The 22,835-nt window shown below is 58.8% G+C and carries 20 protein-coding genes; 3 read left to right on the plus strand and 17 right to left on the minus strand.

The genetic code is table 11. The features are described 5' to 3' along the window. Positions 1-23: 23 nt before the first annotated feature. From KGA97_RS19130 to rplM, 7 genes are all read right to left on the minus strand, one after another. Positions 24-437, minus strand: coding sequence for a ClpXP protease specificity-enhancing factor (locus KGA97_RS19130; RefSeq protein ID WP_008037283.1), 414 nt, complete (start codon positions 435-437; stop codon positions 24-26). A gap of 16 nt (positions 438-453) precedes the next feature. Further along, positions 454-1,071, minus strand: coding sequence for a glutathione S-transferase N-terminal domain-containing protein (locus KGA97_RS19135; protein ID WP_007905304.1), 618 nt, complete (start codon positions 1,069-1,071; stop codon positions 454-456). Positions 1,072-1,222: 151 nt separating this feature from the next. Next, positions 1,223-2,005, minus strand: coding sequence for a cytochrome c1 (locus KGA97_RS19140; RefSeq protein WP_008025956.1), 783 nt, complete (start codon positions 2,003-2,005; stop codon positions 1,223-1,225). After that, positions 2,005-3,216, minus strand: coding sequence for a cytochrome b (locus tag KGA97_RS19145; protein WP_007943720.1), 1,212 nt, complete (start codon positions 3,214-3,216; stop codon positions 2,005-2,007). Before KGA97_RS19145 ends, KGA97_RS19140 begins: the two co-directional genes overlap by 1 nt. After that, positions 3,216-3,809 (minus strand): ubiquinol-cytochrome c reductase iron-sulfur subunit, encoded by a 594-nt coding sequence (gene petA, locus KGA97_RS19150; protein ID WP_008025954.1) that lies wholly within the window; start codon positions 3,807-3,809, stop codon positions 3,216-3,218. The genes KGA97_RS19145 and petA overlap by 1 nt, the downstream gene beginning before the upstream one ends. A gap of 267 nt (positions 3,810-4,076) precedes the next feature. After that, positions 4,077-4,469, minus strand: a complete 393-nt coding sequence (gene rpsI / locus KGA97_RS19155; protein WP_003228056.1) for a 30S ribosomal protein S9 — start codon at positions 4,467-4,469, stop codon at positions 4,077-4,079. 14 nt (positions 4,470-4,483) lie between these two features. Next, positions 4,484-4,912 carry a 50S ribosomal protein L13 gene (gene rplM / locus KGA97_RS19160; RefSeq protein WP_007905295.1) on the minus strand — a complete coding sequence of 143 codons (429 nt, stop codon included), beginning with the start codon at positions 4,910-4,912 and terminating at the stop codon, positions 4,484-4,486. 245 nt (positions 4,913-5,157) lie between these two features. On the opposite strand from rplM, the gene KGA97_RS19165 reads away from it, so the two are divergent. Continuing rightward, positions 5,158-6,198 (plus strand): NADP(H)-dependent aldo-keto reductase, encoded by a 1,041-nt coding sequence (locus KGA97_RS19165; RefSeq protein WP_008025952.1) that lies wholly within the window; start codon positions 5,158-5,160, stop codon positions 6,196-6,198. Between the two features lie 89 nt (positions 6,199-6,287). Here KGA97_RS19165 and KGA97_RS19170 read toward each other — a convergent pair whose 3' ends face one another. Next, a complete protein-coding gene (locus KGA97_RS19170; protein ID WP_192228963.1) occupies positions 6,288-7,424 on the minus strand; it encodes an acyl-CoA dehydrogenase family protein in 1,137 nt (378 codons plus the stop codon). A 244-nt stretch (positions 7,425-7,668) separates the two neighbouring features. Between KGA97_RS19170 and KGA97_RS19175 the strand changes: the two genes are divergently transcribed. After that, positions 7,669-8,565, plus strand: a complete 897-nt coding sequence (locus KGA97_RS19175) for a GlxA family transcriptional regulator (RefSeq protein WP_177318159.1) — start codon at positions 7,669-7,671, stop codon at positions 8,563-8,565. Positions 8,566-8,709: 144 nt separating this feature from the next. On the opposite strand, the gene zapE is transcribed toward KGA97_RS19175, so the two are convergent. The 3 genes from zapE to KGA97_RS19190 all read right to left on the minus strand — a co-directional run bounded on the left by zapE (position 8,710) and on the right by KGA97_RS19190 (position 11,904). Further along, a complete protein-coding gene (gene zapE / locus KGA97_RS19180; RefSeq protein WP_008025947.1) occupies positions 8,710-9,804 on the minus strand; it encodes a cell division protein ZapE in 1,095 nt (364 codons plus the stop codon). A gap of 90 nt (positions 9,805-9,894) precedes the next feature. Beyond that, positions 9,895-11,250, minus strand: coding sequence for a tryptophan--tRNA ligase (locus KGA97_RS19185; RefSeq protein WP_008037280.1), 1,356 nt, complete (start codon positions 11,248-11,250; stop codon positions 9,895-9,897). A 24-nt stretch (positions 11,251-11,274) separates the two neighbouring features. Next, on the minus strand, positions 11,275-11,904 hold the full coding sequence (locus KGA97_RS19190; protein ID WP_223437261.1) for an alpha/beta hydrolase: 630 nt from the start codon (positions 11,902-11,904) through the stop codon (positions 11,275-11,277). Between the two features lie 144 nt (positions 11,905-12,048). Between KGA97_RS19190 and KGA97_RS19195 the strand changes: the two genes are divergently transcribed. Then, a complete protein-coding gene (locus KGA97_RS19195) occupies positions 12,049-12,483 on the plus strand; it encodes a YhcB family protein (protein WP_008025941.1) in 435 nt (144 codons plus the stop codon). A gap of 275 nt (positions 12,484-12,758) precedes the next feature. On the opposite strand, the gene KGA97_RS19200 is transcribed toward KGA97_RS19195, so the two are convergent. The 6 genes from KGA97_RS19200 to KGA97_RS19225 form a co-directional block, all read right to left on the minus strand. Beyond that, on the minus strand, positions 12,759-13,463 hold the full coding sequence (locus KGA97_RS19200) for an OmpA family protein (RefSeq protein ID WP_008037276.1): 705 nt from the start codon (positions 13,461-13,463) through the stop codon (positions 12,759-12,761). 102 nt (positions 13,464-13,565) lie between these two features. Further along, positions 13,566-14,207 (minus strand): MBL fold metallo-hydrolase, encoded by a 642-nt coding sequence (locus KGA97_RS19205; RefSeq protein WP_008025937.1) that lies wholly within the window; start codon positions 14,205-14,207, stop codon positions 13,566-13,568. A gap of 87 nt (positions 14,208-14,294) precedes the next feature. After that, positions 14,295-17,033 (minus strand): LuxR C-terminal-related transcriptional regulator, encoded by a 2,739-nt coding sequence (locus tag KGA97_RS19210; RefSeq protein ID WP_008037274.1) that lies wholly within the window; start codon positions 17,031-17,033, stop codon positions 14,295-14,297. A 174-nt stretch (positions 17,034-17,207) separates the two neighbouring features. Continuing rightward, entirely contained in the window at positions 17,208-18,572 is a 1,365-nt protein-coding gene (locus tag KGA97_RS19215; RefSeq protein WP_008037263.1) for a DUF1329 domain-containing protein, read from the minus strand. 28 nt (positions 18,573-18,600) lie between these two features. Next, a complete protein-coding gene (locus tag KGA97_RS19220; protein ID WP_008037261.1) occupies positions 18,601-20,571 on the minus strand; it encodes a DUF1302 domain-containing protein in 1,971 nt (656 codons plus the stop codon). Between the two features lie 337 nt (positions 20,572-20,908). Then, positions 20,909-22,591, minus strand: coding sequence for a fatty acid--CoA ligase (locus tag KGA97_RS19225; RefSeq protein ID WP_008025929.1), 1,683 nt, complete (start codon positions 22,589-22,591; stop codon positions 20,909-20,911). Positions 22,592-22,835: the final 244 nt, after the last annotated feature.

The following is a 22,835-nucleotide window of genomic DNA, read 5'->3' on the forward strand; positions in this document are numbered from 1 at the left end:
ATCCTTTCGGATCGCCTTTTTTATTACTTCACCACTTTCAAACTTGGCCGACCGCTTGGGCGCGGCGGCTCACTGTCCGGCGGCGGAAGATCATCATCCGGCTCGATCTCTTCCTCGTCTTCCATAGGCGATTCCAGATCGAACACCATGCCCTGACCGTTCTCCCGGGCGTAAATGCCCAGGATCGATGCGATAGGCACGTACAGGGTGTGCGGCACGCCACCGAAGCGCCCCTCGAAGCTGACCGCTTCGTTATCCATGTGCAGATGACGCACGGCGGCCGGCGATACGTTCAGGACAATCTGTCCGTCACTGGCAAAACCCTGAGGCACCTGCACCGACGGATACTCGGAATTGACCAGCATGTGCGGGGTGCAATCGTTGTCCACAATCCACTCGTAGAGCGCGCGGACCAGATAAGGTCGACTGGAGTTCATAGCGGCTCCTTAAGCCTTAGCGCATATCGCGTTCGACGCCAGACAGACTTGCCTGGAAAGCCTCACGCGCAAACGAGCGCTCCATATAATCAAGCAACGGCTTGGCGGGCCGTGGCAGTTCAATACCCAAAATCGGCAAGCGCCAGAGTATTGGTAGTAGGCAGCAATCCACCAGACTTTGTTCCTCGCTGAGGAAAAACGGCTTGTCGGCGAACAGCGGCGACACGCCAGTCAGGCTTTCGCGCAGCTCTTTACGAGCAACGACACGGGCAGCTTCCTTGGTCCGCGAATCCAGAATCAGATCCACCAGACCACACCAGTCACGCTGAATACGATGAATCAGCAAACGGCTGTTGGCACGCGCCACTGGATAAACCGGCAGCAAAGGCGGATGCGGGTAACGCTCATCCAGATATTCCATCACCACGGTCGACTCCCACAACGCCAGGTCACGATCGACCAGGGTGGGCAGGCTTCCGTAAGGGTTCACCTCAATCAGTTTAGGCGGCTGGCGGCCAGCTTCCACGTAAATGATCTCGGCGCTGACACCCTTCTCTGCAAGTACGATGCGCACTCGGTGGGAATAGTGGTCGGCGGGGTCGGAGTAACAGGCCAACCGATTGGTCACGCCCATGGCGGTCCTCCTCGCTTGTTGAAATTATCGGAAGCGGAAAAACGAGCGCGCCCAGAGGGCGTCTCCCGTAACGCCTGGATAAACCAGACTCGTTACACCTTCAGAGACGCCCTTGGGCGCGCGCGATTAACAGCAATTGCTTGAAACTTTATCAGTGCACATCTTTCCAGTATTCGCGCTTGAGCAAGTAGGCGAATACGAAGAAGAACGCCAGGTACAGCAAGACGTAGGTACCAATGCGCTGATGCTGCAGCTTAACCGGGTTAGCCGAGTAAGCGAGGAAGGTTACCAGATTCTTGACCTTCTCATCGAACTGCTCTTCGGTCAGAGCACCGCTCTTCGGCACGATGGTCAGCTGATCGCACGCTTCATGAGTCAGCGCGGTACCGGTCAGCGGATCATATTGCTTCTTGCCGTCTTCGACGATCTGGACCTGTTTGCAACCGACGACCTGACGACCTTGCAGGCCCACCAGGACGTTCGGCATGCCCACGTTCGGGAAGACCTTGTTGTTCACGCCCCAAGGACGCGACGGATCTTCGTAGAACGATTTCAGGTAGCCGTAGAGCCAGTCCGTACCGCGAACACGAGCCACCAGGGTCAGGTCAGGCGGTGCAGCACCGAACCAGGTCTTGGCGTCAGCCGGCTGCATGCCGATGCTCATGTGGTCGCCGATCTTGGCGCCAGTGAACACCAGCTTCGACAGCATCAGATCGTGAGGAATGCCCAGATCGTCGGCAACACGCTCATAGCGCTGGAACTTGGCGCTGTGGCAGCCCATGCAGTAGTTGGCGAATGTACGCGCGCCATCTTGCATGGCGGCCTTGTCGGAAACGTCGATGTCGACCTTTTCCAACTCAGGACCACCGTGCTCGGCAGCGAAGGACAGTACAGGCAAAGCAGCAAGAATCAGTACAGCAAATAGCTTTTTCATCAGCCAGTCACCCTTTCCGGAACCGGTTTGGTCTTCTCGAGCCTGGTGTAGAAAGGCATCAGAATGAAGTAGGCGAAGTACAGGAAAGTACACACCTGCGACAGCAACGTACGGCCTGGAGTCGGCGCCAGAACACCCAGCACGCCCAGAATCACGAACGAGATGCAGAACACCCAGAGCCAGATTTTGCTCAACCAGCCTTTGTAGCGCATCGACTTGACCGGGCTACGGTCCAGCCATGGCAGGACGAACAGTACGGCGATGGCCGCACCCATGGCGATAACGCCCAGGAGCTTGTCCGGAACCGCCCGCAGAATCGCGTAGAACGGTGTGAAGTACCAGACCGGAGCAATGTGCTCTGGGGTCTTGAACGCGTTCGCCACTTCAAAGTTCGGCTTCTCGAGGAAGTAGCCGCCCATTTCCGGGAAGAAGAACACGATCGAGCAGAAGATGAACAGGAACACCACCACGCCGACGATATCTTTCACGGTGTAGTACGGGTGGAAGGCAATGCCGTCCAGCGGTACGCCGTTTTCGTCTTTGTATTTCTTGATGTCCACGCCGTCCGGATTGTTCGAGCCGACTTCGTGCAGCGCCAGAACGTGCAGCACCACCAGACCGAGAATCACGATCGGCAGGGCAACAACGTGCAGGGCAAAGAAGCGGTTCAGCGTGATACCGGAAATCAGGTAGTCACCACGGATCCACTGAGTCAGGTCGTTACCGATAACCGGGATCGCACCGAACAGCGAGATGATCACCTGGGCACCCCAGTAGGACATCTGGCCCCACGGCAACAGGTAACCCATGAAGGCTTCCGCCATCAGCGCCAGGTAGATCAGCATGCCGAAGACCCACACCAGCTCACGCGGCTTCTGATACGAACCGTAGAGCAAGCCACGGAACATGTGCAGATAAACCACGATGAAGAACGCCGAAGCGCCGGTGGAGTGCAGCAGACGCAGGATCGAGCCGTACTCGACGTCGCGCATGATGTATTCGACGGAAGCAAACGCTTCTTCCGCCGACGGGGTGTAGCTCATGGTCAGCCAGACACCGGTAACGATCTGGTTGACCAGAACGAGCAGCGCCAGGGAACCAAAGAAGTAGAAGAAGTTGAAGTTCTTCGGGGCGTAGTACTTGCTGAGATGGTCTTCCCACATTTTGGTCGCGGGAAAGCGCGCATCAACCCAATCCATGAACTTGCTCATCACGCTTTCTCCGTATCGACGCCAATGACAATAATCTCATTGGTCTCATAGGAATGCGGGGGAACTGGCAGGTTCAAAGGCGCAGGTTGCGACTTGTAGACGCGGCCAGCCAGATCGTAGTGGGAACCGTGGCACGGGCAGAAATAGCCGCCTACCCAGTCCTTGCCCAGATCAGCAGGTGCCACTTCGGGACGGAAGGTCGGCGAGCAACCCAAGTGCGTACAGATACCGATCAGCAGCAGAACCTCTGGCTTGATCGAACGCGTAACCGGGTCGACATAGGTCGGTTGTGTCGAGTTCTTGGAGGTCGGGTCAGCCAGCTGGCCCTCGATCTTTTTCAGATTCCCCAGGATTTCCTCGGTACGGCGGACAATGAACACCGGCTGACCGCGCCACTCAGCAATCATCTGCTGGCCTGGCTCGATTTTGCTGACATTCACTTTCACCGGTGCACCTGCGGCTTTCGCCTTGGCACTGGGAAACCATGACCCCACGAACGGGACCGCAGCCCCCACCGCTCCTGCAGCACCCACCACGGATGTGGCTGCTACCAAGAAGCGACGCCGGCCTGCATTCACGCCGTCATTGCTCATTCAGTCCTCTCCCATCAGCTTTGTGGCCTGTTAAATCAGGCATCTACTAAGTAAAACTATGTACTTATAAAAATTTTGCCGAATGGTAATGAAAAGCCCCAATTCTGACAAGGTAATTACCGAAGGGCTCCACTGCCAAGCCTTGTAGTATAGGGGCTCTGCGGATGTGGCAAGTTGTCACAGAGCAATTCTTTGATAAATCGCACCCATAAAAAAACGCCCAGCTCCGTGAGGAAACTGGGCGTTCTTTTTGAACGTGAAAGCGAATTAACGCTTCGAGTACTGCGGACGCTTACGCGCTTTACGCAGACCGACTTTCTTACGTTCAACTTCACGGGCGTCGCGGGTAACGAAGCCAGCTTTGCGCAGAGCGCTACGCAGGGTTTCGTCGTAGTCCATCAGAGCGCGAGTGATGCCGTGGCGGATTGCGCCAGCTTGACCACTTACACCACCGCCGATCACGGTGACGTAGATGTCGAACTTCTCGACAGTCTCAGTCAATTCCAGCGGCTGACGAACTACCATGCGGGCAGTTTCGCGGCCGAAGAAATTATCCAGCGAACGGTTGTTGATGGAGATGTTACCAGTACCCGGACGCAGGAAAACGCGTGCGGTTGCGGTCTTGCGACGGCCAGTGCCGTAATTTTGAGTCGCCGACATAATGAACTATTCCGTTAAAACTTCAGTTCTTGGGGCTGCTGAGCAGTATGAGGGTGTACAGCGCCCGCATAGACTTTCAGCTTACGATACATGTCGCGACCCAGCGGGTTCTTAGGCAGCATGCCTTTGACCGCGGTCTCGATCACGCGCTCAGGGGCTTTAGCGATCAGCTTTTCGAAGTTGATCGACTTGATGCCGCCCGGGAAACCGGAGTGGGAGTAGTAGATTTTGTCGGTGGTTTTAGCACCGGTTACACGAATCTGCTCGGCATTGATAACGACGATGTAATCGCCGGTGTCAACGTGAGGAGTGTACTCAGCTTTATGCTTGCCACGCAGACGGCTCGCGATTTCGGTGGCCAGACGACCCAGGGTCTGACCTGCAGCGTCGACGACAAACCAGTCGCGCTGTACTGTTTCCGGTTTAGCAGTAAAAGTTTTCATTCTTTATAGCCTCAGGGGCCGCCCTGTAAATTAGACGGCGGATCTTACTGAATAGTGCGTACTTTGACAAGTCAAAGGCAGCCGGATACAGACGCTTTCGGGGGCTCGGGTCGGCGCGTCCGTTCAACGGCAAGATTCTTCGGCGGCGGCGCATCACTTCCACTGCAGAAAGAGGTGCGCAATTATGCAGATTGCGAAAAATATTTCAACCTGCTTTTATGATTGTTTTGCCCAAGGAGCACCTGATGGATTATCGACAGCTAGGCCGAACCAATCTGAACGTGAGCGCCATCTGCCTCGGAACCATGACCTGGGGCGAGCAAAACAGTGAAGCTGAAGCCTTCGCTCAGATTGAACGGGCCAAAAGCGCCGGGATCAATTTCATCGACACCGCCGAGATGTACCCGGTACCACCGAAAGCCGAAACCTACGCCACCACCGAGCGCTACATCGGCAATTACTTCAAAAGCCGCGGTGATCGCGCCGACTGGATCCTGGCCAGCAAGATCGCCGGCCCCGGCAACACCATCGACTACATCCGCGACAAAAACCTGCGCCACAACCGCCAGCACATCACCGAAGCCGTGGACGCGAGCCTCAAGCGCCTGCAGACCGACTACATCGACCTCTATCAATTGCACTGGCCGGAACGCAGCACCAACTTCTTCGGTCAACTGGGCTACAAACACAAGAGCGAAGCGAACCTGACCCCGCTGGAGGACACCCTCGAAGCGCTGGACGAGCAGGTCAAGGCCGGCAAGATCCGCCACATCGGCCTGTCCAACGAAACACCGTGGGGCACGATGCGTTTCCTGGCGCTGGCCGAAGCCCGTGGCTGGCCGCGTGCAGTGTCGATCCAGAACCCGTACAACCTGCTCAACCGCAGCTTCGAAGTCGGCCTGGCGGAAATTGCCATCCGCGAACAGTGCGGCCTGCTGGCCTATTCGCCGCTGGCGTTCGGTTTCCTGTCGGGCAAGTACGAAGGTGGCGCGCGTCCGCCGAAAGGTCGCCTGAGCCTCTACAGCCGCTTCAGCCGCTATTTCAATCCACAGTCGGAAGCCGCCTGCAGCCGTTATGTGGCGCTGGCCCGCGAGCACGGTCTGGACCCGGCGCAAATGGCCTTGGCGTTTGTAACGCAGCAGCCGTTCGTGACCAGCAACATCATCGGCGCGACGACGCTGGAACAGCTGGACAGCAACATTGCCAGCTTCGAGTTGAAACTTTCCGATGAAGTGCTGGCGGGGATTGAGGCAATCCACAAGGATCACCCGAATCCAGCACCGTAACCCGCACTTGTAGGAGCCGGCTTGCTGGCGATTGGGACAACGCGGTTACAGCCAAAACCGCGTCGCTTCAATCGCCGGCAAGCCGGCTCCTACAGTGACCGCGCAATAATCTCTTTCATGATTTCGTTGGTGCCGGCATAAATCCGCTGCACCCGCGCATCCGCCCACGCCCGGGCGATCGGGTATTCCCACATGAACCCGTAGCCGCCATGCAACTGCACGCACTCGTCGAGCACCTTGCATTGCAGGTCCGTGCCCCAATACTTGGCCATCGCCGCCGTCGGCACATCGAGCTTGCCTTGCAGGTGCAACTCCAGGCAGCGATCGACGAAGACCCGGCCAATCTGGATCTCGGTCGCCATCTCCGCCAGCTTGAAGCGGGTGTTCTGGAAGTCGGCAATCGCCTTGCCGAACGCCTTGCGCTCGCGGGTGTATTCCAGCGTCCATTGCAGCGCAGCCTCAGCCGATGCCAGCCCGCCAACAGCAACCGTCAGACGCTCTTGCGGCAATTCCTGCATCAGATACGCGAAGCCCATCCCGGCCTGGCCCAGCAGGTTTTCTTTCGGCACGCGAACATCCTGGAAGAACAGCTCCGAGGTGTCCTGCGCTTTCATGCCGACTTTTTCCAGGCGCTTGCCCTTGGCAAAACCCGGTGTGTCGGCCTCGACCAGAAACAGGCTGGTGCCCTTCGCGCCGGCCTTCGGATCGGTCTTGGCCACGACAATCACCAGGTCCGCGAGATAGCCGTTGGTGATGAACGTCTTCGAACCGTTGATCACATATTCATCGCCATCGAGCACCGCCGTGGTTTTCACCCCTTGCAGGTCGGAACCGGCACCCGGCTCGGTCATGGCAATCGCGGTGACCATCTCGCCGGACACCAGTTTTGGCAGGTATTTGTGTTTCAGCGCTTCGCTGCCGTAATGCAGGATGTACGGCGCGACGATGTCGGAATGCAGGGAAAAACCGATCCCGGTCAGCCCCAGACGCCCCACCTCTTCGATCACCACCGCACTGTAGAGAAAATCCGCTCCCAGCCCGCCGTACTCTTCCGGCAGGTGTGAACAGAGCATCCCCGCCTCCCCTGCCTTGTTCCAGAGTTGGCGGTCGATATAGCCTTGTTTTTCCCATTGCCCATGAAACGGCACGGCCTCTTTTTCGAGGAAGGTTCGCACGCTGTCGCGAAAAAGTTCGTGCTCGGAACTGAACAAGGTTCTGGGGATCATGCGGCACCTGTCGTTATTGTTAGAAGGAATAGACCTTCAGAGACTAAGCCTCGCTTCCGATACAGGACACTGGACACATCCGACAAAAAATAAGACGATCCAGCCGTCTGGTGACCACTTTCCCCTATAAGAATAAAGTTGAATTATGTCTAACCAAGTCTCCACGCCCTTGCGGCGCGTCAGCATCCTGGCTATCGACCGGGTTTTCGCTTCCACCCTCATGCAAGCCAAGGATTTCTTCCACCTGGCCAGCCTGCGTTACGGCAAACAACTGGGCCAGGGCCTGACACCGGCGTTCGAAACGCGCCTGGTCAGCCCCGACGGCAAACCGGTCAACAGCTTCAGCGACGTGATCATGCCGGTGGACGGCGGCCTGGAAAACGCTGACGTCATCATCCTCCCGGCGTTCTGGGACGATTTCGAAACCCTTTGCCAACGTTACCCACAGATCCTGCCGTGGTTGCGCCAGCAGCATGCGCGCGGCGCGGTACTGTGCGGCGAGGCCACCGGGGTGTTCTGGCTCGCCGAAGCCGGGCTGCTCGACGGCAAGGAAGCGACCACTTACTGGCGCTTCTTCAACGCGTTTGCCGAGCGTTTCCCGAGGGTTTATCTCAATCAGGACAAGCACCTGACCGACGCCGACAACCTCTATTGCGCCGGCGGCACCACGTCGGCGTGCGACCTCTATATCTACCTGATCGAGCGCTTCTGCGGCGCCAACGTGGCCCAGGCCGTGGCCCGCGACATTCTCTATGAAGTGCAACGCAGCTACTCGCCGGGACGCATCGGCTTCGGTGGCCAGAAGCTGCACCAGGACGTGATCATCCTGCAGATCCAGCACTGGCTCGAAGAGCACTTCGCCGACAAGTTCCGCTTCGAAGACGTTGCGCGCGAGCACGGCATGAGCATCCGCAACTTCATGCGCCGCTTCCAGACCGCCACCGGCGACAAGCCGCTGCATTACCTGCAACGCCTGCGCATTGAAACGGCAAAGGGCTTGCTGTCCGGCAGCCGCAAGAGCATCAAGACCATCAGTTATGAAGTCGGTTACGACGATGCGAGCTTCTTCGCGCGGCTGTTCCGCCAGCACACCGAGTTGTCGCCGAACCAGTATCGGCAGCAGTTTCAGCAAGCGGCGTAAAACCCCGCAAACCCTGTAGGAGCACAGCTTGCTGGCGATGGCGTCCTTGAGATAGCCATCGCCGGCAAGCCGTGCTCCTACAGGGGATCTGCAACGCACAAAAAAGGCCTGCAATTGCAGGCCTTTTTCATTTTCCGAAATTTCCTACGGCTTGTGAGCCCGGGACAGGAATTCGTGGGATTGCATTTCCAGCAGACGGCTGAGGGTGCGCTGGAATTCGAAGTTCAGGCGACCGCCGGTGTAGAGGTCTTTGAGCTCGACTTCGGCGGAAATGATCAGCTTCACGTTACGGTCGTAGAACTCGTCGACCATGTTGATAAAGCGTCGGGCGATGTCGTCGGTGGTGACGCTCATCTGCTCGACACCGCTGAGCAGCACGGCGTGGAAGATCTTGCCCAGTTCGATGTAATCGTTCTGGCTGCGTGGGCCGTCGCAGAGCTCGCGGAAGTCAAACCAGGCCACGTCATCGCAGGTGCGCAAGGCACGGATTTCGCGGTTCTCGATGATCAGCACATCGTTCTCGATGGCCGCCGTGCATTCCGGCGTCAGCGCACGGAAGCTCTTGCGCAGGCTTTCGTGAGACGCTTCATCGAGCGGGAAGTGGAACAGTTCCGCTTGCTCGAGGTGACGCAGACGATAATCGACGCCGCTGTCGACGTTGACGATCTCGGTGTTCTGCTTGATCAGCGCGATGGCCGGCAGGAAGCGCGCACGCTGCAAGCCGTCCTTGTACAAACCGTCCGGGACGATGTTCGAAGTGGCAACCAGGGTCACACCGTTCTTGAACAGCTCTTCCATCAGCGTGCCGAGGATCATCGCGTCGGTGATGTCGGAAACGAAGAATTCATCGAAACAGATCACTCGCGACTCGTCGGAGAAGCGCTTGGCGATGATGGTCAGCGGGTTTTTCTCGCCACCGAGGGTCTTCATCTCTTCGTGCACACGCTTCATGAAGCGGTGGAAGTGAGTCCGGGTCTTTTCCTTGAACGGCAGCGCTTCGAAGAAGGTGTCGACCAGGTAAGTCTTGCCGCGACCTACGCCGCCCCAGAAATACAGGCCCTTGACCGGCGCCTGTTCTTTCTTGCCAAACAGTTTGCCGAGCAGGCCCGGTTTGTTCTGCGAGGCCGCGACCAGATCGTCGTACAGGCGCTGCAAATGGCGCACGGCGGTTTCCTGCGCGGCGTCATGGAAGAATTCCGGGCGTTTCAGATCAGCTTGATATCGTTCTAGGGGCGTCATAATTCGTTAGCAAGGCAACAAAAACGGGCCGTCACTGTAGCGATGGCCCGTGGGAATGGCAATCGGCCCTTGGTCGGACCGAGCCGTTGATTATTCCTGAACCGGCGTCAGCGCAATCCGCAAAGCGTCGATGGCAACGTCACGGGCCGCAGTGTCGGCGAACGCCGGGCTATCGGCCACGCATTCGCCTTCCAGCCAGACGCTGAAGCTCAGGTCTTGATTGCGCACGTCCAGAGGCTGGCCCGCTTGCAGTTGCTTGGTCACCTGGCCAGCGGTTTTACCGTCAGCAAAGTTGCGCGACAGCAGCAGTTGCTCGCCATCGGCCGCCAGCAGGCGGAAGCGGAAACTGCCGTCGTCTTCGCGGAAGCTGACAAAACGCGCAGCTTTCGCGGCTTTCTTCTTGGTGGTCGCCGCGACTTGCGTCTGCGCCACGAAAGAACGCAAGCCGACCGCTTCGCGCAATTCGTTAAGGAAAGGCGTCGCTACGGCACGGGCCTTTTTCGCACCGATTTGCAGGATGTCTTCCAGATCAGCCGGGCGTTCAATCAGTTGGTGATAACGCTCGCGGGACTCGCCCAGTTCACTGTCGAGCAGTTGGAACAGACGATTCTTCGCCTCGCCCCAACCCAGGCCCTGCAACAATTCGCTGCGGAATTCGTCGGACTGTGCCGGGGTGGCAAAGGCCTGGAACAGCGTGAACAGGTGCGAATTGTCTGGATCTTTGGCTTCGCCCGGCGCACGGGAGTCAGTGACGATCCGCGAGATCGCGTCTTTCATCTCTTTGGCGCTGCTGAACAACGGAATGGTGTTGTCGTAGCTCTTCGACATCTTGCGACCGTCGAGACCGGGCAGCGTCGCGACGCTTTCTTCGATCAGCGCCTCGGGCATGGTGAAAAATTCTTTGCCTTGGCCAAACAGGTGGTTAAAGCGCTGACCGATATCCCGGGCCATTTCCACGTGCTGGATCTGGTCACGACCGACCGGCACCTTGTGTGCGTTGAACATCAGGATGTCCGCGGCCATCAGCACCGGATAGCTGTACAGGCCCATGGTGATACCGGCATCCGGGTCTTCGCCGGTTTCGACGTTCTTGTCCACCGAAGCCTTGTAGGCGTGGGCGCGGTTGAGCAAGCCCTTGGCGGCAACGCAGGTCAGCAGCCAGGTCAGCTCCGGGATTTCCGGGATGTCGGATTGGCGATAGAACGTCACGCGGTCCACATCCAGGCCACCAGCCAGCCAGGTCGCGGCGATTTCCAGACGCGAGCGCTGGATGCGCAGCGGGTCATCGCATTTGATCAGGGCGTGGTAGTCGGCCAGGAAGTAGAACGAATCGGCATTGCTGTCGCGGCTGGCAAGGATCGCCGGGCGGATGGCGCCGGCGTAGTTGCCCAGGTGCGGCGTGCCGGTGGTGGTGATGCCGGTGAGAATACGGGTACGAGTCGTCATGGGTAATCGCTTGTCAGACTGCAATCAATTCGAAAGACGCGGCAGGATCAGATCCTTGAGATCGGTCAGCTTGCCATGAAAAAAGTGTCCGCATTCTGCCACTTTCAGCAGCTCATGGGGACGATCGAGTTTCTCGGACCAGTCGTAGACGGCTTGCGGGTCAATGACTTCATCGGTTTCCGGCTGGATCAGGGTCAGCGGGCAGTTCACCGGCAGCAGGTCGTAACCGTTGAGCCGGGTGACAGCAGCGGCCACCATGAACAAATGTTTGAGCTGTTCACCCTGCGCTTCCAGGCGTCCGCCGAGACTTGCTGCAACAAAACCACCGAAGGAGAAACCGAACAACGTCAGCGGCAAATCAGGATGTTTGGCGCGCAGCCATGCGGCCGCTGCCTGGGCATCGTCGACTTCGCCGGTCCCCATGTCGTGCGAGCCTTCGCTGGCACCGACGCCACGGTAATTGAAACGCAAGGTAATCAAACCGGCATCGCGCGCGGTGCGCTGCAGGGTCGAGACCACTTTGTTGAGCATAGTGCCGCCCTGCACCGGGTTCGGGTGGCAGATCAGCGCGATGCCGCGCGGCTGCTCGATATCCAGGTAAAGTGCTTCCAATTGCCCGACCGGGCCGTCAATCACTACAGGGGTTTCGCGCATAAGCAAGGAAGGAACTCCGTGACCTCGAATCGGGTCGACTCGTCTAGCAAATTGTCTGTGCCGATGTATTGCGAGTGAATCGCGGTATACAGCGCAGGTTCGAGCCGTTAACGTAAAGCAAAGCCGTTTATAGAGGAAGGACTCGTGGAACACTCGCTCTTAGTTTGGTTGTTGCCGACTCTTGCCCTGGTTGTGGGTGTCGCCATTGGATTCCTGATCGCTCGCCTGGTGCCGAACGCCGCGCCGAGCAGCACACAACGTCAGCTGGATGACATTCAGGAACGTTTTGACAGTTATCAGAACGAGGTGGTTACCCACTTCAACAGCACTGCAAACCTGGTCAAGAAACTGACTCAGAGCTATCAGGAAGTGCAGGATCACCTCGCCGAGGGTGCCAACCGCCTGGCCCTGGACGAGCAAACCCGCCAACGCCTGCTGGCTTCGCTGCACGCCGACGCGGCAGCGGCCCCACGGGAACGCCTGACGCCACCGCGCAATCAGGAGCCGCCTCGCGACTACGCCCCCAAAGCCCCGAACGCGCCGGGCATGCTTGATGAGCATTACGGCCTGAAGAAGTAATCAGGTTTCGCGCGATACACAAAAGCCCTCGGACGAGTGATTGTCCGGGGGCTTTTTTGTTGCTGATCCAATACCTTTGGTGCCGACTCTGCCCCTTCGCGGGCAAGCCCGCTCCCACAGGGATCGCGTACCTATCAAGCGACTCGGTCACTGTGGGAGCGGGCTTGCCCGCGAAGGGGCCAGAACTGGCGACACAAAAAAACCGCCCGATCTGTTTAGGATCGGGCGGTTTTTTTTACGCCTGGGGTTCAGTCAGGTGGGTAAAGGGGCTGCGTTTACTGCTGTGGATACTCTTGACCCGGAATCGCCTTGAGGTTGACCTCGACGCGACGGTTCTGTGCCCGGCCATTGACGTCGCCGTTGCTGGCAATCGGGTTATCCGGCCCGGCGCCGCGCGCCGACAGGTTGGCACCACTGACACCTTGGGACGTCAGGTAAGTCGCCACGCTCTGCGCACGACGCTGGGACAGGTCCATGTTGTGCTGACGGCTGCCGGTGCTGTCGGTGTAGCCAACGATTTCGATCTGGTTCTGGTTGAACTCTTTGAGCGAACCGGCCAGGTTGTTCAGTGGCTGATAGAAGCTGGAAGCGATGTTCGCCGAATCGGTAGCGAACGTGATGTTGCCCGGCATGATCAGCTTGATCTGATCGCCCTGGCGCTGCACTTCAACACCGGTGTTGGCCATGCTGGCGCGCAGCTTTTTCTCTTGCTGGTCGGCGTAGTAACCGTAACCGGCAGCCGAAGCACCCACTACGGCGGCGCCGATCAGCGCACCCTTGCCACGGTTATCGTGGTTGATGGCGGCACCGGCCAACGCACCCGCCAGAGCGCCGAGGCCGCCGTACTTGGCGGTTTTGCTCATGCCCGTGGAACCACCGTCGGCCTGCCCCTGGCTGCTGTCATATGGGTTGGGCGAGGCGCAGCCTGACAGCAAGGCCACAGCCGTAGCGACAATAATCAAACGCTGCTTGGTGAACATGAAGAGCTCCTACTTTTTGCATTCTGGGATGCAACGGGTCTTAGGCATTGGTTCTTTGCGGGCGTTTGATCATTTCGGGCGCAGAAAATTCCGTCGATCCCCTTAAGCCCGCACAAAAGGGTTGTCGCGCATTTCATCACCCAGACGCGTATCCGGACCATGACCGGTCACCACCGTTGCGTCTTCATCAAGGGTGTACAGGCGCTGTTTGATCGAACGCACGATGGTCGCCTGATCGCCACCCCACAAATCCGTGCGCCCTACCCCGCGACGAAACAACGTGTCACCGGCAATCAGCAGCTTAGCCTCTGAAAACCAAAAGCTCATGGAACCCGGCGTATGACCTGGCGTGTGCAACGCCACGCCGCAACCGCAGGCGAGTTCTTCATCGTCGGCCAACCAGCGATCCGGCGATGGAACCGGCGTGTACGGCACACCGAACATCTGGCATTGCATCTCCAGATTGTCCCAGAGGAACTGATCCTCTTTGTGCAAGTGCAGGGTCGCGCCGGTTTTCTCCTTCAACTGACCGGAGGCCAGGAAGTGATCGAGGTGCGCATGGGTATGGATGATGCTGACAACCTTCAGACCCAGGGCATCGAGCCGGGCGAGGATCAATTCGTGATTGCCGCCCGGATCGACCACGATGGCCTTCTTCGTCACCGGATCGCCGATGATCGTGCAGTTGCACTGCAACGGGCCTACGGGGAAGGTTTCGCGGATGAGGGTCGGTTGTTGGGACATCGGGGCATGCTCGATAAAAACGGGGACGGGGGATTTTCGCACACAATTGCATCCAGCCATTGACCGCCTGTGTATCGTCACACTACGTCAGCCCAACACTCCCAATGCCTTGGCCCGTGCCACCGCCTGCGTTCGCCGTTCAACCCCGAGCTTGCTGTTGATGTGGCTGGCGTGGGTTTTAACCGTGTGCAGGGAAATGAACAGCTGATCGCTGATTTCCTGGTTCGAGCAGCCTTGGGCAATGAGTTTCAGAACCGACAGTTCGCGGGAACTGAGTTGCTCGCAGGCTTGTGAGGGCTCCGGAGCAAGGCGCGCAGCGATAACGGGGAGTCGCTCCGACAGGCTCTGCGATACCGTCGCTTTCGCGCAGTTCTGCAGTTGCTCGCGAAGCCAGTCAGGGCATTTATTCAACAAGCCATCAAAAGGCTGCAGCGCGCCGCCACTGGCCGCTTCAAGGGCCTGAGCGAAGGACTGCCGGGCTTCAGGCTCGCGGTTGTGCGCAAGGAGCAGTTCGGTTTTTTGTGTCAGCGCCATCACACTGAGCAACTGCCGACCGGTTTGCTGACCATGCTCGAGTAACGCATTCAATCGCCCTTCGGCCAGCATCGGCTGCGCCTGAATGACCTCAAGCAAAGCCTGCTGCAACTCGATATGCAGTGGCAGTTGCGGATGGAATTCCGGTGGTGCCGCAGGCGTTTCGCCGTTGTAGGTCTGGCCCAGTCGTGCGAGCCAGGCTTCGGCCAGATCGGTGCGTCCCTGGGCCAGCCAGAGTTCGCATTTGACCAGGGTAATCATCGCCAGGTAGTAAATCGGCGGGACGTCCCAGATGTGCATCAGCCGTTCGGCTTCGGCCAGTTCGGCAAAGGCCTTGGCGAACTCGCCGCTGCTGCCTTCGAGCCGGGCGATCACACAATGGCCGATCAGGACACTGATGTCGCGACAGGCTCGGGCCTCAGTCAAACCGGCCTGCAAACGCAGCCGCGCGGTCTGTGGTTGCAGGCGCAGGGCCAGCAGAAATCCTTCGTACAAGGTCAATCGAGCGCGCACGGCATACAGCCGCTGCGGCGACAACCCTTGCAGGCGTTGCAGCCCCTGACGGACTTCGTCCAGCGAGCGCAGGATTTCCCCTCGCGCCTGCAACACGCGCGCCCGGTCGTAATGGGCCAGCGCTTCGAACAACGGATTGCCCACCCGTTGCGCCAGCTCAAGCGAGTCGCGATTCAAACCACGGGCACGCCACAAGTCGCCGTCGGCAATGGCCAGGTTGGAAAGGGTCGAGAGGCACATCAGGCGCTGGCCGTAGCGTTTCGATGGCAGGCTTTCCAGCGCTTCGGTGCAATACAGCAGCGTCAATTCGCGGTTGCCGCGCCCGCGGGCAATGATCCCGCTCAATGCCAGCCATTGCGCCAGCATGGATTTCTGCGCAGTGGCCGACGGGGCCGGCAGGAAGCGGCTCAGATGATTGGCCAACTCTTCGGCGGCGTCGAGCTGACAGGCCAGCCCCAAGGCCCAGCTGTAAAGCACGATCAACCGTGGCGTGCTGATCAGCAGGCTGTCGGGCAAGTCCATTTTCCAGCGCAGCAACATGCCGACATTCTGTTCCGCCAGCAATTGCTCTTCCGAAAGGTTCTGCACCAGGTTGGCCGCGACATCCAGATGCCCGGCGCGCAACGCCTGCTCCACCGCCTCATCGAGCAGGCCCTGGGCATTGAACCAGCGACACGCGCGCAGATGCAGGCTGGCTGCCGGCACCATCGCCTGTGAGGTTGGCCGGGTACGCAGCAGGTCGGAAAACAGATGGTGATAGCGGTACCAGTGGCCATGTTCGTCCAGCGGTACGAGGAACACTTGGTGCGCAAGCAGAAAACGCAGGATCTCGGCACTGTCATGCGCTTCGCGAACGGCATCGCACAGCTCGCTGCAAAAACGCTCTTGAGGGGCCGTGTCATAAAGGAACGACTGCACCTCGGCGGGCAGACAATCGATGACTTCTTCGAGCAGGTAATCGCGAATCAGCCCTTCCCCACCGTGCAGGGACTGGGGTAACGCACCGTCGGAACCTGCTTCGGAGGCCGCCAGCAACCAGAAACGCAAGCCGGCAACCCAGCCTTCACTGCGCTGGATCAGGTTTTCCAGTGCTTCGCCACGCAACGAACTGCTGTGCCGATCGAGCAGGGTCAAGGCTTCGTCGTGGGTCAGGCGCAGATCCTGCTCATGCAACTCAAGCAATTGTCGCGACAACCGCAGCCGCGCCAGATGCCAGTCCGGACGTTGGCGACTGGTGACCATCACCAGCAAGCCGTCGGGAAGGTGATTGAGGAAAAACTGCAGGCAACGATCGAGCACCGGCCCCTGGGCCAGATGATAGTCATCGAGGACCAGCAGCAATGGCGCTGTCGGCAACAGGTGCACGGCCAACTCATCGAGCAAGCCGTCCAGCCATTCTTCAAAAGCAAACGGCTGATGCCGCTGACGCATTTTCAGCAGCCCCAGAGACTGGCGGCCCAACTGCGGAAAAAAGTCCTGAAGGCCTTCGAGCAATCGCTCCAGAAAACGGCCTGGATCGTTGTCCCGCGGACTCAACCCCAGCCAGAGACTTTGCCAATGCGCCGGCAGCCCCTGACAGAACTCCACAGCCAATGAGCTCTTGCCAAACCCCGCCGGTGCGCTGACCAGCAGCAGCCGGCCACCGAGACCGGCACTGAGGCGCTCGCATAAACGAGGCCGCAGCACATGGCCGTCGGGCAGCGGAGGCCGATAAAAACGTCCGTCCAATGTTGCGACGGTAACGCTTGCATGGCCCGGGAGTGGGGACAGATCAGTCATGGCCGGCTCTTGTTTGAAATGCTGTTGGCGGCGTTGCAGATGTCCGCAGACTAGCGGTAAACGAAGAGGTAATGAAGGTTATTGCTACAAATGGCTACAAAAAGTCTACGAACAAAAAAAAGCCCCGAACCAGTCGGGGCTTCTTTCGAGGATGCGGCCTCTGTTCAGTTCAGGTTAACGAACCCCGGTCTGACGCAATGCCGCCGGCGTGAAGTCGCTGGTGGTGGCAGTGAAACCGAAGTTGTATGCCGACTTCTCTTCGTTCTTCATGCCCAGTGCCAGGTAACGGCCGGACTGCAGGTCGTAGAGGGCTTCCAGGGTGTACCAAGGCACTTGAACGTTGTAGTAGTTCTGGGAGTGAGCTTCCGCCACACGCCAGAGCTGGTTACGACCGTCGTAGTGATCAATGACCGCTGCTTGCCAGGTATCTTCGTCGATGTAGAAGTCACGCTTGGCGTAGATGTGACGCTGACCTTCCTTCAACGTTGCGACCACATGCCAGACCCGGCGCAGCTCGTAACGAGCCAGGTCCTGGTTGATGTGACCGGCCTTGATGATGTCGGCGTACTTCAGCTTCGGATCGTCGAGCTTGTAGCTGTCGGAGGCGATGTACATCTCTTTCTTGCCTTCGAGCTTCCAGTCGTAACGATCCGGTGCACCGTTGTACATGTCCAGGTTGTCGGAGGTACGCAGGCCGTCCGCCGCGGTACCCGGCCCGTCATAAGACACTTGCGGAGCACGACGCACACGACGCTGACCGGCGTTGTAGACCCACGCCGAACGTGGTTCCGCCACCTGATCGAGGGTTTCGTGCACCAGCAGCACACCACCGGCCAGACGTGCAGGCGCGGTCACTTCCTGTTTGAAGTAGAACAGGATGTTGCCCGGGTTCGCCGGATCGTAATCCTTCATCTTGTCGCGGAATACGAACTGATCCTGGAAGTACACCAAGCTGTACGAGCCGTTCGGCTGCGGGGTGGCCTGGGTCACCAGACGGGTCACGCTGCCACCGCGATAACGGGTGATGTGGTTCCAGATAACCTCAACGCCGCTCTTTGGAATCGGGAACGGTACGGCTGTCTCGAAGTTTTTCAGCCCGTTGCCGCCGGACACCAGCTCCGTGGCGGTGGCGTTTCTCTTGATGGCAGCGAACACGTCATCCGGCACGGTCGCGCCGCGATGGGACGGGTAAACCGGCATCTTGAAGGTTTCCGGGTAACGCTTGAACATCGCGTACTGGCCTGGAGCAAGCTTGTCCTTGTACTGATCGACGTTCTGCGCCGTGATGGTGAACAGCGGTTTTTCACTGGCGAACGGGTCGGACAGGAAACCTTTGGCGTCGGCGGTGCCGGCGTTCTTCGCCATCGGCTTCCAGGCTGGAATCGAACCGTCAGCATTGCCCGCCATCTCGGCGCCCATTGGCGTCAGGCTCTTGCCCAGCTTGTCCGCTTCGGCCGCAGGGACCGCTGCCATCACACTGGTCGCCAGCAGCGTTAGCCCCAGAACTCCAGCGTTGAACAGACTCTTTGTTGTTTTCATAGGTGTGTTCGTCCTGAAAATGCAGTGCTTAGAAGTTCACGCCGAAGCTGAGCGCAACGAAGTCGCGGTCATCCACGGTGGTGTACTTGCCGTCAAAGAAGTTGGTGTAGGCCAGGGACGCGGTGTAGGTGTTCTGGTACTCGGCATCGAGACCCAGGCTGACCGCTTTGCGACCTTCCTCGAAGTTGCCGCCAGGGCCAGGTGAGTAACCGTCGACGTCATGGGACCAGGCGATGTTCGGCTTGAAGTTCACACCGGCGATCACGTCGTTGTATTCCCAGATCGCACGAGCGCGATAGCCCCAGGAGTCAGTCGTGGTGAAGCCATCGTTTTCGCAGTAGCGGTTGACGTTGTTTTGCGGACCGCCTGCCAGGGTCGAAGCGTTCAATGCCTGGCACTGACCGTTTGGCAATGGACCTGGGCCGTAGCTCGGGTCACGTCCGTAACGGGCTTTCGAAGTGCTTTCCAGGCCGCCGACGTGAGTCCAGCCAACCTCGCCCACCAACGTCAGTCGCTCGGCACCCATCACCTGATCGAAGAAGTGGGTGAAGGTTGTCTGCAGTTGAGACACTTCCTTGCGACGATAGCCATGCTGATCCGCACCAGGCTGCCCTTGCAGCACGGAAACGCTCGGGTTCAGTGGCGTCAGGCCGGAAAAGAGGATGTCGGTGGTGTTGAGCTGTACCGGTGCGTTCGGACGGTAGCTGAACTCACCACTCCAGGCGGTGCCGGTAGGCAACGTGGTGGAGAAGCTCAGGCCATAAAGCCGAATGTCTTCCGGGTATTCGATGAAGTAGCTGGAGTTACCCGCCACCACCAATGGCAGGGTTTGCGCCGCCAGTCCGTTCGCGCCACCCACGATGCCAGCTGCGGTTCCCAGCGGAATGCCTGTGCCAACCAGTGCGCCAGTCAGAGCGCCACCCAGTGCCTGTGCGTTATAGGCGCTCGCCGGAGCCCCCTTGCCGCTGAAAATCGGCGCACGGCTGTGGTAGTTCATCATGTAGGCACCGAATTCGGTGTCCAGCGGCTCGAACATGTACTTGAAGGACACGCCGAACTGGCCACTGTCACGCGCATCGCGATCCGGACCACGACGAACGATCGCGCCTTCGTCCGGGTTACCCCAGTTCACGCCCCTGGCAGCCAGCGTGTTGAGGACCGCGTTGCGCGAGGCGGCTGGCAAACGAGCGGCCGCCAACGAGTTGTTGAGCCCGTTACGGGTCCGCAGCACGGCCAGGTTGTTATCGCAGCCATCGGAAATCACGTCCGGTTGCGAGAAGAACGTACCGCAGTTGTCGGTAACGGTCTGGTCCCATTCCAGTTGATAGAACGCTTCCGTGGAAAGGTTCTCGGTCAGGCTCTGGGACACGTAGAACATGTTGACCGGGATCAGGCCTTCCTTGATCTCGGCACCTGGACGGCGGAACGCGGAAACGTCGATCGGGTTGATCGAGTTGATGCCGCCGCCGATGAACGTACTCTCGCCCCAGCTGACCACTTGTTTGCCCAGACGCACGGAACCCGGCTGATCGGCAACCGAGTAGTTGTGGTAGACGAAGGCGTCGAGAATTTGCCCGCCGGAGGACTTGGCGCCTTCCTTGCGGTTGTTGTCGCTGATGTCCTTGAACGGACGGTCTTCGTCCTTGAGTTCGAAGTCATACCAGTATTTGCCCCGGACGAAGATGCCGGTGTCGCCGTACTTCAATTCAAGGTCATGGATGCCTTTGAAGATCTTCGAGAAGGTTTCCCCGCTCTTGAAGTTCAAGTGGCCGTCATCGGAGGTCTGGGACAGGCCACGACCACCGTTGTTGACGCCGATGAGGTTCTTGTTGGCACTCTCGGTAGACCAACTGGCACCAATCGACAGGGATGAGTCGAACTGACCTTCGATTTCACCAACGTTGAAACTGACGCCGAATGCGGGCCCGGCGAGCGAAGAGGCAAGACTGACAGCCAGAGGCAGTTTTGCCCGGCGCCAGAACTGGTTTACTGATGTCATCGACGCTACTCCATGTGCATTATTGTTATGGCAGTGAGTACTTTTAAAAACGCTGTGGTTGACCGGAAGCCAAGGCATTCCGAATTCACTCCAAAGTTGCATCGCCCCGTTTTGTGCGTGTGCCCCGTTCTTAAAAATCCTTGAGCGGACTATAGCCAGCAGGTAGTACTGCTTGATCCCTCTAAAGTGTGATTTGCAGCTGCCGGCCACTCTGGAACAGTCCTTTCGCCAAGCCGACACCTGTCGGCACGGGAATGATGGCTGAAAATTCTGATTTCACAAGCCAAGCGCTTGCTTGGTGGGGCTGGCGTGCCATTTCGGGCACGCCGGAAGGCGCTTAAAGCGTCGAGAGGAAGGTGCTGTTGTTGGCTTGCCATTCAGTGATGTCGAGGCGAATTCGCTTCTTGTCGAGTTTGCCGACACTGGTCTTGGGAATTTCAGTAACAAGGGCGATCTGGCTCGGGATGGCCCACTTGCTCAGGTGCCCCAGCTCCACAAATGGCTTGAGGTGCTCCTTGAGTTCCCTGGCCCCGATTACATGGCCCTCACGGATCACCAGCAAGGCAAACGGGCGCTCGCCCCACTGCGGATCGGCAATGCCCACCACTGCTACTTCGCGTACCGCTGCATGGCGACTGATCAGGTCTTCCAGGTCCAGAGAGGAAATCCATTCGCCGCCGGTCTTGATCACGTCCTTGATCCGGTCGCGAATGTCGATCACGCCCATGCTGTCCAGCGTCGCCACGTCCCCGGTGTGCAGCCAGCCACCGGCCCAGAGCTCCGCGCCCTTCTGCGGCTCATTGAAATAGCCTTCGGTGAGCCACGGCGCACGCAGCACCAATTCACCCTGGGTCTCGCCATCGGCGGGCAGGAAGTTACCGTCGGTGTCGACAATGGCCGCTTCCACCAAAGGCCCCGGCACGCCGGCCTTGATCCGGTACGTGGTGCGTTCGTCTTCGGTGCCCGCCATCAGCTCATCGTTGAGGTGCGCACAGGAAACCAGCGGGCCGGTTTCCGACATGCCGTACGCGGCGGTCAGCTGAATGCCTTTGGCTTTGGCGGCTTCGTACAACGCACGATTCAATGCACTGCCGCCGATGACGATTTTCCAGCCGCCGAAGTCGGTGCCCTGCGCCGCCTTGGCGTTGAGAACCATCTGCAGGATGGTCGGTACGCAATGCGAGAAGGTGACCTTTTCCTTGCGCCACAGCTCCACCAGGTATTCGGGATCGTAGCGCCCCGGATAAACCTGCTTGAGCCCGAGCATGGTTGCCACATACGGCAAGCCCCAGGCGTGCACATGGAACATCGGGGTGATCGGCATGTACACGTCGTTGGTGCCCAACAGCCGCACACTGTCGATGGCGCCCATGATGGTCGACACGCCCATGGTGTGCAGCACCAGTTGCCGATGGGTGAAGTACACGCCTTTGGGATTGCCGGTGGTGCCGGTGGTATAGAAGGTGGTCGCGACCGAATTTTCGTCGAAATCCTGGAAGTCGTACTGCGTGCTCGCGGCCGCCAGCAACTGCTCGTATTCACCGACGAGGTTCGGCAGGTCGGCGGTTTTTTCCGGCAAGTCGGTCAGCAGCAGGGTTTTCTCGACGGTGGTCAGGTGCCCGGCAATCGCGTTGTACAGCCCGACGAATTCGCTGTTGACCAGCACGAAGCGGTCCTCGGCGTGATTCATGGTGTAGAGGATCTGTTCCGGCGACAGGCGCACGTTGATGGTGTGGATCACCGCGCCGATCATCGGAATGGCAAACATGCATTCCAGATAACGATGGCTGTCCCAGTCCATCACCGCCACGGTATCGCCGGCCTTGACGCCGGCCGCCGTCAGCACGTTGGCCAGGCGTGCGACCCGTTCGATCAGGGTCGGATAGCTGTAGCGCAATTGATCGCGGTAAATGATCTCGCGGGTTTTCTCATAGCGCGCGCCGGACATCAGCAGCCGTTTGATCAGCAGCGGATACTGGTAAGCGCCTTCGGCTGGGGGGATAACGCGAGTCTGCAACATAAGAATCCCTTTTCTGACTGCACGGTCGTGGCTGAAAGTAAGCACTCTAGTGCCCTTCCATGACAACCAAATCAGCCGAAGGAATGATTTGCAACATTCAGCAAATGCTAGCGTTGCGCCAGCATTTAACTACTGTCCAGACCTGTAGGAGCCGGCTTGCTGGCGATGGTCTTGCAGGCGCCGCATCCTTTCCAGAATAGATGCGTCATCGTTAAAGACCATCGCCAGCAAGCTGGCTCCTACA

Source organism: Pseudomonas sp. BF-B-15 (assembly GCF_019946675.1).
GTDB classification, from domain to species: Bacteria; Pseudomonadota; Gammaproteobacteria; order Pseudomonadales; family Pseudomonadaceae; genus Aquipseudomonas; species Aquipseudomonas migulae.

What these genes read in the sequence shown, in the direction of transcription:
- KGA97_RS19130 (WP_008037283.1), bottom strand. Translation starts at nt 437, where the DNA reads ATGAACTCCAGTCGACCTTATCTGGTCCGCGCGCTCTACGAGTGGATT.
- KGA97_RS19135 (WP_007905304.1), bottom strand. Translation starts at nt 1,071, where the DNA reads ATGGGCGTGACCAATCGGTTGGCCTGTTACTCCGACCCCGCCGACCAC.
- KGA97_RS19140 (WP_008025956.1), bottom strand. Translation starts at nt 2,005, where the DNA reads ATGAAAAAGCTATTTGCTGTACTGATTCTTGCTGCTTTGCCTGTACTG.
- KGA97_RS19145 (WP_007943720.1), bottom strand. Translation starts at nt 3,216, where the DNA reads ATGAGCAAGTTCATGGATTGGGTTGATGCGCGCTTTCCCGCGACCAAA.
- petA (WP_008025954.1), bottom strand. Translation starts at nt 3,809, where the DNA reads ATGAGCAATGACGGCGTGAATGCAGGCCGGCGTCGCTTCTTGGTAGCA.
- rpsI (WP_003228056.1), bottom strand. Translation starts at nt 4,469, where the DNA reads ATGTCGGCGACTCAAAATTACGGCACTGGCCGTCGCAAGACCGCAACC.
- rplM (WP_007905295.1), bottom strand. Translation starts at nt 4,912, where the DNA reads ATGAAAACTTTTACTGCTAAACCGGAAACAGTACAGCGCGACTGGTTT.
- KGA97_RS19165 (WP_008025952.1), top strand. Translation starts at nt 5,158, where the DNA reads ATGGATTATCGACAGCTAGGCCGAACCAATCTGAACGTGAGCGCCATC.
- KGA97_RS19170 (WP_192228963.1), bottom strand. Translation starts at nt 7,424, where the DNA reads ATGATCCCCAGAACCTTGTTCAGTTCCGAGCACGAACTTTTTCGCGAC.
- zapE (WP_008025947.1), bottom strand. Translation starts at nt 9,804, where the DNA reads ATGACGCCCCTAGAACGATATCAAGCTGATCTGAAACGCCCGGAATTC.
- KGA97_RS19185 (WP_008037280.1), bottom strand. Translation starts at nt 11,250, where the DNA reads ATGACGACTCGTACCCGTATTCTCACCGGCATCACCACCACCGGCACG.
- KGA97_RS19190 (WP_223437261.1), bottom strand. Translation starts at nt 11,904, where the DNA reads ATGCGCGAAACCCCTGTAGTGATTGACGGCCCGGTCGGGCAATTGGAA.
- KGA97_RS19200 (WP_008037276.1), bottom strand. Translation starts at nt 13,463, where the DNA reads ATGTTCACCAAGCAGCGTTTGATTATTGTCGCTACGGCTGTGGCCTTG.
- KGA97_RS19205 (WP_008025937.1), bottom strand. Translation starts at nt 14,207, where the DNA reads ATGTCCCAACAACCGACCCTCATCCGCGAAACCTTCCCCGTAGGCCCG.
- KGA97_RS19210 (WP_008037274.1), bottom strand. Translation starts at nt 17,033, where the DNA reads ATGACTGATCTGTCCCCACTCCCGGGCCATGCAAGCGTTACCGTCGCA.
- KGA97_RS19215 (WP_008037263.1), bottom strand. Translation starts at nt 18,572, where the DNA reads ATGAAAACAACAAAGAGTCTGTTCAACGCTGGAGTTCTGGGGCTAACG.
- KGA97_RS19220 (WP_008037261.1), bottom strand. Translation starts at nt 20,571, where the DNA reads ATGACATCAGTAAACCAGTTCTGGCGCCGGGCAAAACTGCCTCTGGCT.
- KGA97_RS19225 (WP_008025929.1), bottom strand. Translation starts at nt 22,591, where the DNA reads ATGTTGCAGACTCGCGTTATCCCCCCAGCCGAAGGCGCTTACCAGTAT.